The 13,393-nt window shown below is 73.1% G+C and carries 12 protein-coding genes; 7 read left to right on the top strand and 5 right to left on the bottom strand.

From position 1 onward, the window contains the following. Positions 1–80: 80 nt before the first annotated feature. Positions 81–473, top strand: coding sequence for a hypothetical protein (locus tag D1J63_RS23695; protein WP_125631457.1), 393 nt, complete (start codon positions 81–83; stop codon positions 471–473). Positions 474–536: 63 nt separating this feature from the next. Continuing rightward, on the top strand, positions 537–1,961 hold the full coding sequence (locus tag D1J63_RS23700; protein ID WP_125631460.1) for a S28 family serine protease: 1,425 nt from the start codon (positions 537–539) through the stop codon (positions 1,959–1,961). Between the two features lie 43 nt (positions 1,962–2,004). On the opposite strand, the gene D1J63_RS23705 is transcribed toward D1J63_RS23700, so the two are convergent. From D1J63_RS23705 to D1J63_RS23715, 3 genes are all read right to left on the bottom strand, one after another. Then, positions 2,005–2,646: a hypothetical protein gene (locus tag D1J63_RS23705; RefSeq protein ID WP_125631461.1), complete on the bottom strand. Its 642-nt coding sequence runs from the start codon at positions 2,644–2,646 to the stop codon at positions 2,005–2,007. Positions 2,647–3,192: 546 nt separating this feature from the next. Next, positions 3,193–5,040: a glycoside hydrolase family 3 protein gene (locus D1J63_RS23710; protein WP_125631463.1), complete on the bottom strand. Its 1,848-nt coding sequence runs from the start codon at positions 5,038–5,040 to the stop codon at positions 3,193–3,195. A gap of 108 nt (positions 5,041–5,148) precedes the next feature. Further along, positions 5,149–6,117 (bottom strand): LysR family transcriptional regulator, encoded by a 969-nt coding sequence (locus D1J63_RS23715; protein WP_125631465.1) that lies wholly within the window; start codon positions 6,115–6,117, stop codon positions 5,149–5,151. Positions 6,118–6,265: 148 nt separating this feature from the next. On the opposite strand from D1J63_RS23715, the gene D1J63_RS23720 reads away from it, so the two are divergent. Together D1J63_RS23720 and D1J63_RS23725 are read left to right on the top strand one after the other, a co-directional pair. Next, positions 6,266–7,204, top strand: a complete 939-nt coding sequence (locus tag D1J63_RS23720; RefSeq protein WP_102927159.1) for an EamA family transporter — start codon at positions 6,266–6,268, stop codon at positions 7,202–7,204. Beyond that, on the top strand, positions 7,201–7,848 hold the full coding sequence (locus tag D1J63_RS23725) for a GNAT family protein (protein WP_125631467.1): 648 nt from the start codon (positions 7,201–7,203) through the stop codon (positions 7,846–7,848). The genes D1J63_RS23720 and D1J63_RS23725 overlap by 4 nt, the downstream gene beginning before the upstream one ends. Positions 7,849–7,879: 31 nt before the next feature. On the opposite strand, the gene D1J63_RS23730 is transcribed toward D1J63_RS23725, so the two are convergent. Then, positions 7,880–8,680, bottom strand: coding sequence for a sugar phosphate isomerase/epimerase family protein (locus D1J63_RS23730; RefSeq protein ID WP_164712945.1), 801 nt, complete (start codon positions 8,678–8,680; stop codon positions 7,880–7,882). A 194-nt stretch (positions 8,681–8,874) separates the two neighbouring features. Continuing rightward, the gene (locus D1J63_RS23735; protein ID WP_102927162.1) at positions 8,875–9,921 is read right to left on the bottom strand and encodes a LacI family DNA-binding transcriptional regulator; all 1,047 of its coding nucleotides are present in this window, start codon (positions 9,919–9,921) and stop codon (positions 8,875–8,877) included. Between the two features lie 217 nt (positions 9,922–10,138). Here D1J63_RS23735 and D1J63_RS23740 point away from each other — a divergent pair, with 217 nt between their 5' ends. The 3 genes from D1J63_RS23740 to D1J63_RS23750 are packed head-to-tail and all read left to right on the top strand — an operon-like array spanning position 10,139 to position 13,307. Beyond that, complete coding sequence (locus tag D1J63_RS23740) at positions 10,139–11,290, top strand: Gfo/Idh/MocA family oxidoreductase (protein WP_164712946.1); 1,152 nt, start codon at positions 10,139–10,141, stop codon at positions 11,288–11,290. Beyond that, complete coding sequence (locus D1J63_RS23745) at positions 11,287–12,456, top strand: dihydrodipicolinate synthase family protein (RefSeq protein WP_125631472.1); 1,170 nt, start codon at positions 11,287–11,289, stop codon at positions 12,454–12,456. The genes D1J63_RS23740 and D1J63_RS23745 overlap by 4 nt, the downstream gene beginning before the upstream one ends. Further along, complete coding sequence (locus tag D1J63_RS23750; RefSeq protein WP_125631474.1) at positions 12,453–13,307, top strand: sugar phosphate isomerase/epimerase family protein; 855 nt, start codon at positions 12,453–12,455, stop codon at positions 13,305–13,307. Before D1J63_RS23745 ends, D1J63_RS23750 begins: the two co-directional genes overlap by 4 nt. Positions 13,308–13,393: the final 86 nt, after the last annotated feature.

Raw genomic sequence — 13,393 nt, forward strand, 5'->3', positions numbered from 1 at the left:
CACGTGTCCTGCGTCCGTACACCCGTACGTCGTCACAGACCGTGCCGTCGTCAGTGATCACGCCACGGAGGGGGACCGCAGTGGGCCGGGACGGTGCCGCAACCCGCCGTCGGCTGGCGCTCGGCACGGCCGTGCTGAGCGCCGCCGCGCTGCTCACCGTCGCGCTGCCGCAGCAGGCGCAGGCCGCCACGGGGTGCCCCGGCCGCAAGGTGCGCACCCTCCACTTCGCCACCGGATCCGTCCTCGTCCACAAACGCGGCGGATACGTCTGCGCCGTCACCGTCCCCAAGAAGCCGGGCACGAAGCGGCAGATGTCCGTCGGCGTGCGGGCCCGGGGCAGCCGCGCGGTCGTGGACTCGGGCCGGTTCGCCCATCGCGCCGGACCGGTGACCGTGCACGCCGGGAAACGCTGTGTCTGGGTGACCGGCAAGGTGTCCAAGTCCTCGGTCAGCTCCGGCTGGATCCTCTGCTGACTCTGGTGCCACGGGAGTTGCTCCGATAGCTTCCGGCGGACATCGGTTTCACAGGGAGGGTGCATGCGCAAGGCGCTCAGATGGCTGCTGGCGCTCGTGGTGCTCATAGGCACCGTCAGCACGGCGGGGGCGGCCACCGCCGCCGAGCCGAAGGCCGTCGACATCAAGGACCGGCTGCTGTCCATACCGGGCATGAGCCTGATCGAGGAGAAGCCGTACACCGGCTACCGCTTCTTCGTCCTCAACTACACCCAGCCGGTGGACCACCGGCACCCGTCCAAGGGCACGTTCCAGCAGCGGATCACCGTGCTGCACAAGGACGTGAACCGGCCGACGGTCTTCTACACCGGCGGCTACAACGTCTCCACGAACCCCAGCCGGCGCGAGCCGACCCAGATCGTGGACGGCAACCAGGTCTCCATGGAGTACCGCTACTTCACGCCGTCCCGGCCCGCCCCGGCCGACTGGTCCAAGCTGGACATCTGGCAGGCCGCCAGCGACCAGCACCGCATCTTCAAGGCCCTGAAGCCGCTCTACTCCAAGAACTGGATCTCCACCGGCGGCTCCAAGGGCGGCATGACCGCCACCTACTACGAGCGCTTCTACCCCCGCGACATGGACGGCGTCGTCGCCTACGTCGCCCCCAACGACGTGGTGAACAAGGAGGACTCGGCCTACGACCGCTTCTTCGCCCGCGTCGGCACCGAGGAGTGCCGCGACAAGCTGAACGGCGTGCAGCGCGAGGCGCTGGTGCGCCGGGCGCCGCTGGAGCAGAAGTACGCGGCGTACGCGGCCGAGAACGGCTACACCTTCGACACCATCGGCAGCCTCGACCGCGCCTACGAGGCCGTCGTCCTCGACTACGTGTGGGGCTTCTGGCAGTACAGCACCCTCGCCGACTGCGCGGACATCCCGGCCGACGCGAAGCACGCCACCGACGAGGCGATCTGGGACTCCGTCGACACCATCTCCGGCTTCTCCGCCTACACCGACCAGGGCCTGCAGACCTACACGCCGTACTACTACCAGGCGGGCACGCAGCTGGGCGCGCCGACGATCCACTTCCCGCACATCGAGAAGAAGTACATCCGCTACGGCTACCAGCCGCCGCGCAACTTCGTGCCCCGCTCGATCCCGATGAAGTTCGAGCCGTGGGCGATGCGGGACGTCGACACCTGGGTGCGGCACAACGCCCGGCACATGCTGTTCGTGTACGGCGAGAACGACCCGTGGGGTGCCGAGCGCTTCCGCCTCGGGCACGGTGCGCGCGACTCCTACGTCATGACCGCGCCCGGTATGAACCACGGGGCGAACGTGGCCGGTCTGGTGCCCGACCAGAAGGCGTTCGCCACCGCCCGCATCCTGGACTGGGCGGGCGTCGCCTCCGCCGAGGTCCGGGAGAACCCGTCGGCGGCCGAGCCGCTGGCGACGTTCGACGCGAGGCTCGACAAGCGGAACGTCGAGCGCGAGCCGGCGCTGCGCCCGTAGCGGCGTCTCCTCCGGCACGGTGGGCTCTGCCCGGCCGCCGCTTTCACAGCGGCCGGGCACAGCCCACCGGGTGCGCGCCGCCGAGCCGGACGTACAGACGGGTCGAGGCGGGGCAGTCCGCCCGGTCGGCGACCGCCTCGACCACCTTGAACCGCGGTGCGCGCTCGCCCTCGGCCTCGCACGCCGCCTCGCGGACCCGGCCGCCGCCGATGTCGCGGACGCAGTCTCCGACGATGGTGCGCGGGCCGCCCCCGCCGCCCGGGTCACCGGGGTGCGGCGGCTGCAACCTGCGCATGCAGGCGTACCCCAGGGGTACGGCCCCGTCGCCGTCCTCGTCGGCCGCCGGCCGCCGCTCGCTGATGTGCAGGACGAAGTCCGTGGTGGCCGGGCACGGCGGTCCGGCGCTCGCGCGGCCGCCCTCCCGGGCCACCACCCGGGCCGCCGCCCGCTCGCTGTCGCAGGGCACCTCGGTCGGGTCGACCGTGCCGAACGAACTGCACTCGCCGACCGCCAGGAACACCGCCCCGTATCCGGACGGCCGCACCTCGGCGGAGCCCGCCGACCCCCCGCGGGCTCCGTTGCCCGCCGGACCGACCGACGCCCCGTGACACCCCGTCAGTGCCCCGCTCAATACCGCGGCCACCAACACCGCCGACAGCCCCCCGGCAGCCCCTCGCTCACGCATCGCCGCCCCCCTGCGGTCCCCGCTCCAGCGTGGCCCGCCGGAACGGGCGCACGCCAGCCGCGCGAGAGGCTTCGCGCACGGAGCACGGGAGCGCCCCCGGCGCGCGTCGCAGCCCGCACCACGACCACTACGCCCGGACGACGCCCCGCGCTACGGCCGGACGGCGGCCTGCGCCTACGGCCGGACCGCGCCCTGCGCCGTGGCCGGATGGCGACCCGGGGCACGATCGGACGGCGCCCTGCGCGACGACCGGATGGCGGCCCGCGCTTCGGCCGGATGGCGGCCCGGGGCACGGCAGGACCGCGAGCCGCGTTGTGACCGGACGGCGATGCGGGGCTCGGTTGGATCGCGAGCCGCGCCCATGACCGGATGGCGACCCGGGGCACGACCGGATGGCGCCCTGCGCGACGACCGGATGGCGGCCCGGGCATGGCCGGACCGCCGCCCAGCGCCTTGGACCTGACCGCGCCCCGCCCGACGACCGGATGACGGCCCGGGGCATGGCCGGACCGCGCCCCGCGCCTGCGACCGGACCGGCGCCTCGCGCTACGGCCGGTAGGTCAGGCCGTGTCCGAGTGGGAAGAGCACCGTGTCCGGGTCGTCCGCCCGGACCACCGGCACCGGTAGCTTCCCGCGTGGTCGTGCCCGCCCGGCGATCACGCGGGCCGCCGCCCGTACCTCCACGTCGGTCCAGGAGTAGGCGGCGAGGAAGGCGGGGACGTCGGGGAGCTGGGCGACGTCGTACGGGTTGCGGACGGCGACCGCGACGACCGGCTTCCCGGTCTCCAGCAGGCGGGTGACCAGGGTGCGCTGGCTGCTGCCCGCGGTCACGTTGTACGTGGCGACGACCACCGCGTCGGCGTCCCCGGCCGCCGCGACGGCGCGGTCGATCACGGCGGCGGAGGGCGCGGTGCCGGTGGACAGGGCGGTGGCCGTGAAGCCCAGTTCCGTGAGCGCGCCCGCGAGGACACCGGTGGGCGGCCCCGTCGTGCCCGACGGCGAGGCCGGGTCGGCGCCCACCACCAGCAGCCTGCGGTGCTCGCGGCGCGACAGCGGCAGCAGGTGCCCCTCGTTGACCAGCAGCGTAGTGGTCCGCTCGGCGATCCGGTCGGCCGCGGCCAGGTGCGCCCGGGTGCCGACGGTCCGGTCGACGTCCCGGCGGCTGGTGTACGCGTCCCCGAACAGCCCCAGCTTGGCCTTCAGCCGCAGCACGCGCAGGATCGATTCGTCGAGCCGCGCCTCGGTCAACTCGCCGTCCTTGACCGCCGTCAGGACGGCGTTCCAGGCGAGCGGCAGGTCCGGCGGGTTGAGCAGCTGGTCGACCCCGGCCTTCAGCGCCAGCACCGGCACCCGCGCGTCGCCGTACTTGGTCCGCACGCCCTGCATGCCGAGGGAGTCGGTGACCACGACCCCGTCGTAGCCCAGCTCCTCGCGCAGGATGCCGGTGAGGATGGGGCGGGAGAGGGTGGCCGGGTCGCCGGAGTCGTCGAGCGCGGGGACCATCAGGTGGGCGGTCATGATCGCGTCGATGCCGGCCTCGATCGCCGCGCGGAAGGGCGGCGCGTCCAGCTTCTCCCACTCCTCCCGGCTGTGCGTGATGACCGGGAAGCCGGTGTGGCTGTCGGTGGCGGTGTCGCCGTGCCCGGGGAAGTGCTTGGCGCACGCGGCGACGCCGGACCGCTGATACCCCGTCACCTCGGCGGCCACCAGCTCCGCGACCGCGTCCGGGTCGGCGCCGAAGGACCGTACGCCGATGACGGGGTTGGCCGGGTTGACGTTCACGTCGGCCACGGGGGAGTAGTCCTGGCGGATGCCCAGGGCGTTCAGCTCGGCGCCCGCGATCCGGCCGAGGGTACGGGCGTCGGAGCACGACCCGCCCGCCCCGACGGCCATCGCGCCCGGGAACAGGGTGGCGGGCTCGCCCACGCGGGCCACTATGCCGTGCTCCTGGTCGGTGGAGATGAGCACGGGCAGACCGCGCGGCTGCTCCAGGGAGGCCTTCTGGATGCCGTTGGACAGGTCGGCGATCTGGTGCGGGTCCCGGGTGTTGTGCGCCCAGGCGAAGTAGATGATGCCGCCGACCCGGTAACGGGCGATCAGCTCGGCCGCGGTGCGGACGCCGATCTCCTTCAGGTTGGCGTCGATGTCGGCCTGGTCGGGGTCGGTGGCGGAGTGTCCGTAGACCCGCATGACGAAGAGCTGGCCGACCTTCTCCTCCAGCGTCATCCGGGAGATGAGCGCGCGGAGCTTGTCGTCGTCGGGCCTACGGGCGTCGGCGTGCGCCGTGCCGCCCCCGGCCGCGAGGGCCGCGGTGACGACCGCGGTGGCGGTGAGGACGGTACGTCTGGAGGGCTGTGCGGTGCTTCCCGTGCCGGCCGTGCTGCTGTGGTGCACGTGCGCTCCTTCCGGAGAGCTGGTGAAGGAAACTGCCAAGGAGTCACCAATATCCGGGAAGTTTCTGCCAGTCAAGGGACCGCACAGAGGCCAAGCGCGGCCAAGCGCTTAGAAGGCGCTTGCTCCATGCTGCCCGGGTCGGGCGGAGCCGGCCGGGGTCGACGGAGCGGTGTGGGCCGAGGCGTCCGGCCAGTGGGCCCGCAGTGTGCGGACCGTCTCCGCGATCGCCGGGCGGCGCGCCGCGCCCGTGCGCCACAGGGCGTACAGCCGCCGTACCGGCATCGGGTCGAGCGGTACCTCCACCACCCCGGCGGGCAGGGGGCCGCGCCCCAGCCGGGGAATGAGGGCGACGCCGAGACCGGCGGCGACCAGTGCGACGAGCGTCGGGTTCTCGTCCGCCTGGTGGACGATGTCAGGTTCGTGTCCGGCGCCCCGCAGCGTCCGCATCAGCCAGTCGTGGCACACCCGCCCGGGCGGCTGGCAGATCCACCGCTCCCCACCCAGCTCCGACCGCCGTACGGCGCTCCGTCCCGCGAGGCGGTGTCCCTCGGGCACCAGCAGGTCGCACAGGTCCTCCCCGATCCGCGCCTGCTCCACCCCGGCGGGCGCCGGCAGCGGGGCGATGTCCCAGTCGTGCGCCACCACCAGATCGACCGCCCCCTTGGCGACCAGGTCCACCGACAGATGCGGGTCGACCTCGGTGAGCCGCACGTCGAGCGCGGGGTGGCGCACCGTCAGGTCGGCCAGGACGGACGGCAGCAGACCACGCGCCGCCGACGCGAACGCCGCGATCGTCAGCCGCCCCGACGGCACCCCGCGCCGCTCCTCCAGGCGGGTCTCCGCCCGCTCCACGATGGCCAGCAACTCACTCGCCACGCCGACGAGTTGCCACGCGTCGTCGGTGAGTCGCACCCCGCGCCCCTCCCGCTCGAACAGCACCGTCCGGGTCTCCCGCTCCAGCTTGGCGATCTGCTGCGACACGGCGGACGGGGTGAAGCCGAGCGCGGCGGCGGCCGCCCCGACCGTTCCGTGCACGGACACGGCGTGCAGGGCGCGCAGACGCTGGAGGTCGAGCATGACGGCGGCTCCCGGGGAACGGACGGCGGGACGGTGAAGGGCGTTCACCGGCAGTAATTCAACAGCAACAATTCAACAGCAATGCTTCATCCAACCATGCAGTAATCATCGCTGGTGCTACACGGTCGCCCCGGCGGATCCTCGACGCATGCGACCTTCCCACCTCTTCCTCGCCGTGCTCGTCGCCGCCGTCTGGGGCGTGAACTTCACGGTCATCGAGATCGGCCTCGACCACTTCCCGCCGCTCCTCTTCTCCGCCCTGCGCTTCCTGGCGGCCGCGCTGCCCGCCGTCTTCCTGGTGGGCCGCCCGAAGGTGGCCTGGAAGTGGATCGTGGCGGTGGGACTGGTCCTCGGCGTGGCCAAGTTCGGCCTGGTCTTCGTGGGCATGGACGCGGGCATGCCGGCCGGGCTGTCCTCCCTCGTGCTGCAGATCCAGGCGGTGTTCACCGCGGTGATCGCCGCCGCGGTCCTGCGTGAACGCCCCTCCCGCGTCCAGGCCCTGGGCATGCTGGTCGCGCTGGCCGGCATCGGCGTCGCGGCGGTCGACGAGGGCACCTCGGGACCGCTGGGCGCGTTCCTGATGGTGGTCGGCGCGGCGGCGGCATGGGGCGTGTCCAACGTCCTGACCCGCAAGGCGTCCCCGCCCGACGCGCTGAACTTCATGGTGTGGGTCTCCACCGTCCCCGTGCTGCCCCTGCTGGCCCTCTCCCTGCTCACCGAGGGCCCCGCCGAGGACCTCGCGGCCCTGCGCGCCCTGGACTGGCAGGGGACGGGCACGATCCTCTTCGTCGCCTGGGTCTCCACCGTTTTCGGCTTCGGCGCCTGGGGCTGGCTGCTGCGCCGTCACCCCGCCTCGACGGTCGCGCCGTTCTCGCTGCTGGTCCCGGTCTTCGGCATGTCGTCGGCGGCCCTCTTCCTCGGCGAGTCGGTGACCCCCCTGCGCTGGTGCGCGGCGGCCCTGCTGGTGGGCGGGGTGGCGCTGACGACGCTCACCCCCGCCCGCAGGCGCGCCCGGGAGGCGATTGTTCGCACCTCCCCGGAATTCGCTGGACGGGTCCCCGCCCCGGCTGAAGAATCCGTCGGGTGACATTCGCACTGAAGGGCCCGGTCCTCGAAGGCACGCTGGTACGACTGGAGCCGCTGGACCACCGGCACGCGGCCGACCTGGCGGTGGCGGCGCGGGAGGACCGCGGCACCTACGACTTCACGTCGGTGCCGCGTCCCGACGAGGTCGGCGCCTACATCGACGGCCACCTGGCCACGGCGGCCACCGGACGCCTCGCGCCCTACGCCCAGGTGTCCCTCGCCACCGGTCGCGCGGTCGGCGCCACCGCCTACTGGGAACCCCGCTCCTGGCGCACCGACGACGCGCTCGACGCCGTCGAGGTCGGCTTCACCTGGCTGGCCCGGTCCACCCAGGGCACGGGCGTCAACGCCGAGGCCAAGCTGCTCCTGTTCCGCCACGCCTTCGAGGTCTGGGGCGTGTCCCGCGTGGACCTGAAGACCGACGCCCGCAACGAGCGCTCCCGCGCCGCGATCGAGAAGACCGGCGCCCGCTTCGAGGGCGTCCTGCGCAACTGGTCCCGCTCCTTCGTGCCGGGCGAGGAGGGCCGGCTGCGCGACTCCGCGATCTACTCGATCACGGCGGCGGAGTGGCCGGGATGCCGGGAGCGGCTGGAGGGCCGGGTGCGCGCGGCGGCGGCGCGGTGGGCGGAGGTACGGTCCGCGTAGGCGCCGTCCGGTGCGGTGCCGCCTGCCTCGCTCACGCCGCGTCCGTGAGCAGCCGGGCGAGGTGCTCGCGCCCCTGCCCCAGCAGCTCGGGCAGCGGGGCGGCCGACTCGTACCACCGCTTCTCGTACTCCCAGCACAGCCAGCCGTCCCACCCGTGCCGGGACAGCACGTCCACCACCTCGGTGAGCGGCAGCACCCCCGCGCCCAGCGCCAGCGGCGTGGTGTCCTCGGCGGAGGCGATGTCCTTGACCTGGACGTAGCCCAGGTGCGGGGAGAGCGCCGCGTACGAGTCGGAGGGCTGCTCTCCGCCCAGCCAGGTGTGCATCACGTCCCACAGGGCACCGGCCTGCCGGTGCCCCACCAGCCCGAGGACGCGCATCGCGTCGGCGCCCGTACGGTGCGAGTCGTGGGTCTCCAGCAGGATGCGCACGCCGAGCTCGTTGGCGTACTCGGCGGCCGTACCCAGCCGCCGCGCGGCCACCGCGTCGGCCTCCTCGGCGCTCTGCTCGGTGCCGCCGCCGGGGAAGACCCGGATGTACGGGGCGCCCAGGTCGCGGGCGAGGTCGAGCAGGCCCCGCACCTCGGCGATCACGGCCTCGTCGTCACCGGGCGCGGCGACCCGCGCGTACCCCGCCACCCCCAGCACTTCGACACCCGCCGCCTCGAACTGCGCGGCCACCGCCGCCCGTTCGTCGGGACCCAGGCCCGGGTGGACCGGCTCCTCCGGGTGGGCGCGCAACTCGACGCCGTGGTAACCGTGCGCGGTCGCGAGCCCCAGCACGTCGTTGAGGGGCAGTCCGGGAACACCGAGGGTGGAGAACGCCAGCTTCATGCCCACGGAGCGTACCCGCGATCACTGGCTTTACCTGTCGACGCGTGCGGGTGAAAACCTTTGGACGCGGGCCGGCACTCTCAGCCCGTCCGGCGTTTGAGGACGAGGCCGTCCAGGCCGAAGCGGGGGTCTGGGGGCGCAGCCCCCAGGGCGGCCACCCCGACGCGGGCCCACCGCGTCACCAACGGCCCGTCTCACCCCCGCGGCCGTCCGGAGGACCCCCGCACCATCAACTCCCCCCGCACCGTCGCGATCCCCCCCACCGGCGCGTCCTCCCGCCCCATCGCGACCCGCCCCGCCCGTGCGCCCGCCTCCGCCAGCGGCAGCCGGACCGTCGTCAGCGCGGGCACCGCGTCGATGCTGAACGGCAGGTCGTCGAAGCCGGCCACGGACACGTCGTCCGGGATCCGCAGCCCCGAGTCGCGCAGCGCCGCGCACGCGCCCAGCGCGACGGTGTCGTTCGCGGCGACGACCGCGGTCAGCGTCGGGTCCCTGCGCAGCAGCTCCAGCGTGGCCTCGTACCCGGCCTGCCGGTCGTAGCGGCCGTGGACCGTCCAGCGGGGGTCCTCCTCGATGCCGTGCGCGGCGAGGGCGGTGCGGTGGCCCTCCAGCCGGTGCCGGGTCGTGGTGCGTTCCTCCGGGCCCGCGATGTAGCCGAGTCGCCGGTGCCCGAGCCCGATCAGGTGCTCGGTCAGCTCCCGTCCGCCCCCGCGGTTGTCGAAGGTGAGCGCGATCGCCCCGGTGTCCGGCGCCGGCGGCCGCCCGCACAGCACGACCCGCGTCCCCGCCTCCGTGAGCTTGCGCAGCTTCGCCGCCACCGCCGCCTGATGGACCCCGTCCTCCATCGCGCCGCCGGTCAGCACGACCGCCGCCGCGCGCTGTCGTTGCAGCAGCGTGAGGTAGGTCAGCTCGCGCTCCGGAGTGCCGCCGGTGTTGCAGACCACGGCGAGTCTCTCGCCGCCCGCTCTGCCGCCCGGCCCGCCGATCTCGGACTGGACGGCGCCGGCCATGATGCCGAAGAACGGGTCGGCGATGTCGTTGACGAGGATGCCCACCAGGTCGGAGGTGGCCGCCGCCAGCGCGCTCGCGGGGCCGTTGAGCACGTAGTCCAGCTCGTCGACGGCCTTGAGCACCCGCTCCCGGGTGGAGGCGGCCACGGGGTAATTGCCGTTCAGTACGCGCGACACCGTCGCGGGGGAGACCTGGGCGCGGGCCGCCACGTCCGCCAGTGTCACCGTCATGTCCTCGTCCTCCGCATCGCGCGTGTGAGTCGAACGTCGTACCGGCTGACCTTACGGCCACCGCCCGCCGCCGTTCGCCCCCTCGAACAACTCACCCGAACCGCGGTCTTGTCCAGACCACCGTTCACAGGCTAGCTTCGTCTTACATAGAAAGCGCTTGCTGTACGGCTCGAACTTGATCCGGGGCTCGCGGCACGGCTCGTACGAAGGGAATGACGTGACACGCAAGACGGTGCGTATCGCCATGAACGGTGTGACCGGGCGCATGGGCTACCGCCAGCACCTGGTCCGCTCCATCCTGGCGCTGCGCGAACAGGGCGGCCTCGATCTCGGCGACGGGACCGTGCTGTGGCCGGAGCCGGTCCTGGTCGGCCGCCGCGAGCACGCGCTGAAGGCGCTGGCGGAGCGGCACGGACTCGCCGACGTCTCCACGGACCTGGACGCGGTCCTCGCCGACGACACCATCGACATCTACTTCGACGCCCAGGTGACCTCGGCCCGCGAGGAGGCGATCAGGAAGGCGATCGCCGCGGGCAAGCACGTCTACACCGAGAAGCCGACGGCCACCGGCCTCGACGGCGCCCTGGAGCTGGCCCGGCTCGCCCGGGACGCGGGCATCAAGCACGGCGTCGTCCAGGACAAGCTCTTCCTCCCCGGCCTGCTCAAGCTGAAGCGCCTGATCGACGGCGGCTTCTTCGGCCGGATCCTCTCCGTGCGCGGCGAGTTCGGCTACTGGGTCTTCGAGGGCGACTGGCAGGAGGCCCAGCGCCCGTCCTGGAACTACCGCAGCGAGGACGGCGGCGGCATCGTCGTCGACATGTTCCCGCACTGGGAGTACGTGCTGCACGAGCTGTTCGGCCGGGTGAAGTCCGTCCAGGCCCTCACCGCCACCCACATCCCCGAGCGCTGGGACGAGAAGGGCAAGCCCTACGACGCCACCGCCGACGACGCCGCCTACGGCGTCTTCGAACTGGACGGCGGCGCGATCGCGCAGATCAACTCCTCCTGGGCGGTCCGCGTCAACCGCGACGAACTGGTCGAGTTCCAGGTCGACGGCACCGAGGGCTCCGCCGTCGCGGGCCTGCGGAACTGCCGTGTCCAGCACCGCTCGGCCACCCCCAAGCCGGTCTGGAACCCGGACATCCCCGCCACCGAGGTCTTCCGCGACCAGTGGCAGGAGGTCCCGGACAACGGTGAGTTCGACAACGGCTTCAAGGCCCAGTGGGAGCTGTTCCTCAAGCACGTCTACGCCGACGCCCCCTACCACTGGGACCTGCTGGCCGGCGCCCGCGGCGTCCAGCTCGCGGAACTGGGCCTGAAGTCCTCGGCGGAGGGCCGCCGCCTCGACGTACCGGAGATCGGACTGTGACCCTCCACCTCCCGAACCCCGACGGCACCCTGCGCGCCTACGAACCCCGCACCGCACCCCCGGCCGTTCCGGGGACCGGCGGGGGAAGCGCTTTCACCTCCCGTACGGTCTTCTCGGCCGCGCACGTCGTCGCCGACCCGTTCGCGGACACCACCCCCGACGGGCCCGCCGCCGTCGACTGGGACGCCACCCTCGCCTTCCGCCGCCACCTGTGGTCGCACGGGCTCGGCGTCGCCGAGGCGATGGACACCGCCCAGCGCGGCATGGGCCTGGACTGGCCCACGGCGGCCGAACTGATCCGCCGCTCCGCCGCCGAGGCGAAGCACGCGGGCGGCCGCATCGCCTGCGGCGTGGGCACGGACCAGCTGACCGCGACGGCCACCACCACCCTCGCGGAGGTCCGGACGGCGTACGAGGAACAGCTCGCGGTGGTGGAGGAGTCGGGCGCCCAGGCCATCCTCATGGCCTCCCGCGCCCTCGCCGCGACCGCGAAAGGCACCGACGACTACCTGGACGTCTACGGCCACCTCCTGCGCCAGGCCACCGAACCGGTGATACTGCACTGGCTGGGCCCGATGTTCGACCCGGCCCTGGAGGGCTACTGGGGCTCGTCCGACCTGGACGCGGCGACGGACACCTTCCTGGAGGTCATCGCCGCCCACCCCGACAAGGTCGACGGCATCAAGGTCTCCCTCCTGGACGCCCGGCGCGAGGTCGACCTGCGCCGCCGCCTTCCGCAGGGCGTGCGCTGCTACACCGGCGACGACTTCAACTACCCCGAGCTGATCGCCGGCGACGACCAGGGCTTCAGCCACGCCCTGCTGGGCATCTTCGACCCGCTGGGCCCGCTGGCGGCGGAAGCGGTCCGTGTCCTGGACACCGGGAACGTCGACGGCTTCCGGGAACTCCTCGACCCCACAGTCGAGTTGTCCCGCCACCTCTTCCAGACCCCCACCCGCTACTACAAGACGGGCGTGGTCTTCCTGGCCTGGCTGTCCGGCCACCAGAGCCACTTCACGATGGTCGGCGGCCTCCAGTCGGCCCGCTCTCTGCCGCACTTCGCCCGCGCCTACGAACTCGCCGACGGCCTCGGCCTGTTCCCGGACCCGAAGCTCGCGCAGGAGCGCATGCGCAACCTGCTGAGCCTGTACGGAGTGAACCAGTGAGCGATCCCGGCCTGACCCGCTTCAGCATCAACCAGATGACGGTCAAGCAGCTCTCGCTGCCCGAACTCACCGCCGCCTGCGGTGACCTGGGCATCGGCAACGTCGGCCTGTGGCGCGAGCCGGTCCAGGCCTACGGCGTCGAGGCGGCCGCCAAGCTGGTCCGCGACGCGGGCCTCACCGTCACCACCCTGTGCCGCGGCGGCTTCCTCACCGCGACCGACCCGGCGGAGCGCGCCCGCGCCCTCGCCGACAACCGCCGAGCCGTCGACGAGGCCGCCACCCTCGGCACCGACACCCTGGTCCTGGTCTCCGGCGGCCTCCCCGCCGGCAGCAAGGACCTGAACGCGGCCCGCGAACGCATCGCGGAAGCCCTCTGCGAACTGGCGCCGTACGCCGAACAGCACGGCGTGCGCCTCGCCATCGAGCCGCTCCACCCGATGTACGCCGCCGACCGCTGCGTGGTCTCCACCCTCACCCAGGCCCTGGACCTCGCCGAACGCTTCCCGGCCCACCAGGTCGGCGTCACCGTCGACACGTACCACATCTGGTGGGACGACCGGGCCCCGGCGCAGATCGCCCGGGCCGGCGCGGGCGGCCGCATCCACACCTTCCAGCTCGCCGACTGGACCACCCCTCTCCCGGAGGGCGTCCTCAACGGCCGCGGCCAGATCGGCGACGGCGCGATCGACATGCGCGAGTGGAAGTCGTACGTCGAGGCGGCCGGATACAGCGGCCCGATCGAGGTCGAGCTGTTCAACGAGGAACTGTGGGCGCGGGACGGCCGGGAGGTGCTGGCCGAGACGGCGGCCCGCTTCGCCGCGCACGCGGGGGACGGGGCGCCCGGAAAATAATCCCGGCGACCCGTGCAACCCTTCCGCCTCCGCGCGGGTCGTACTTGGCATCAGAACTCCCGTGGGGGTACCCGGGGGGGAAAATC

It is taken from the genome of Streptomyces sp. KPB2, assembly GCF_003950055.1.
GTDB lineage: Bacteria > Actinomycetota > Actinomycetes > Streptomycetales > Streptomycetaceae > Streptomyces > Streptomyces salinarius.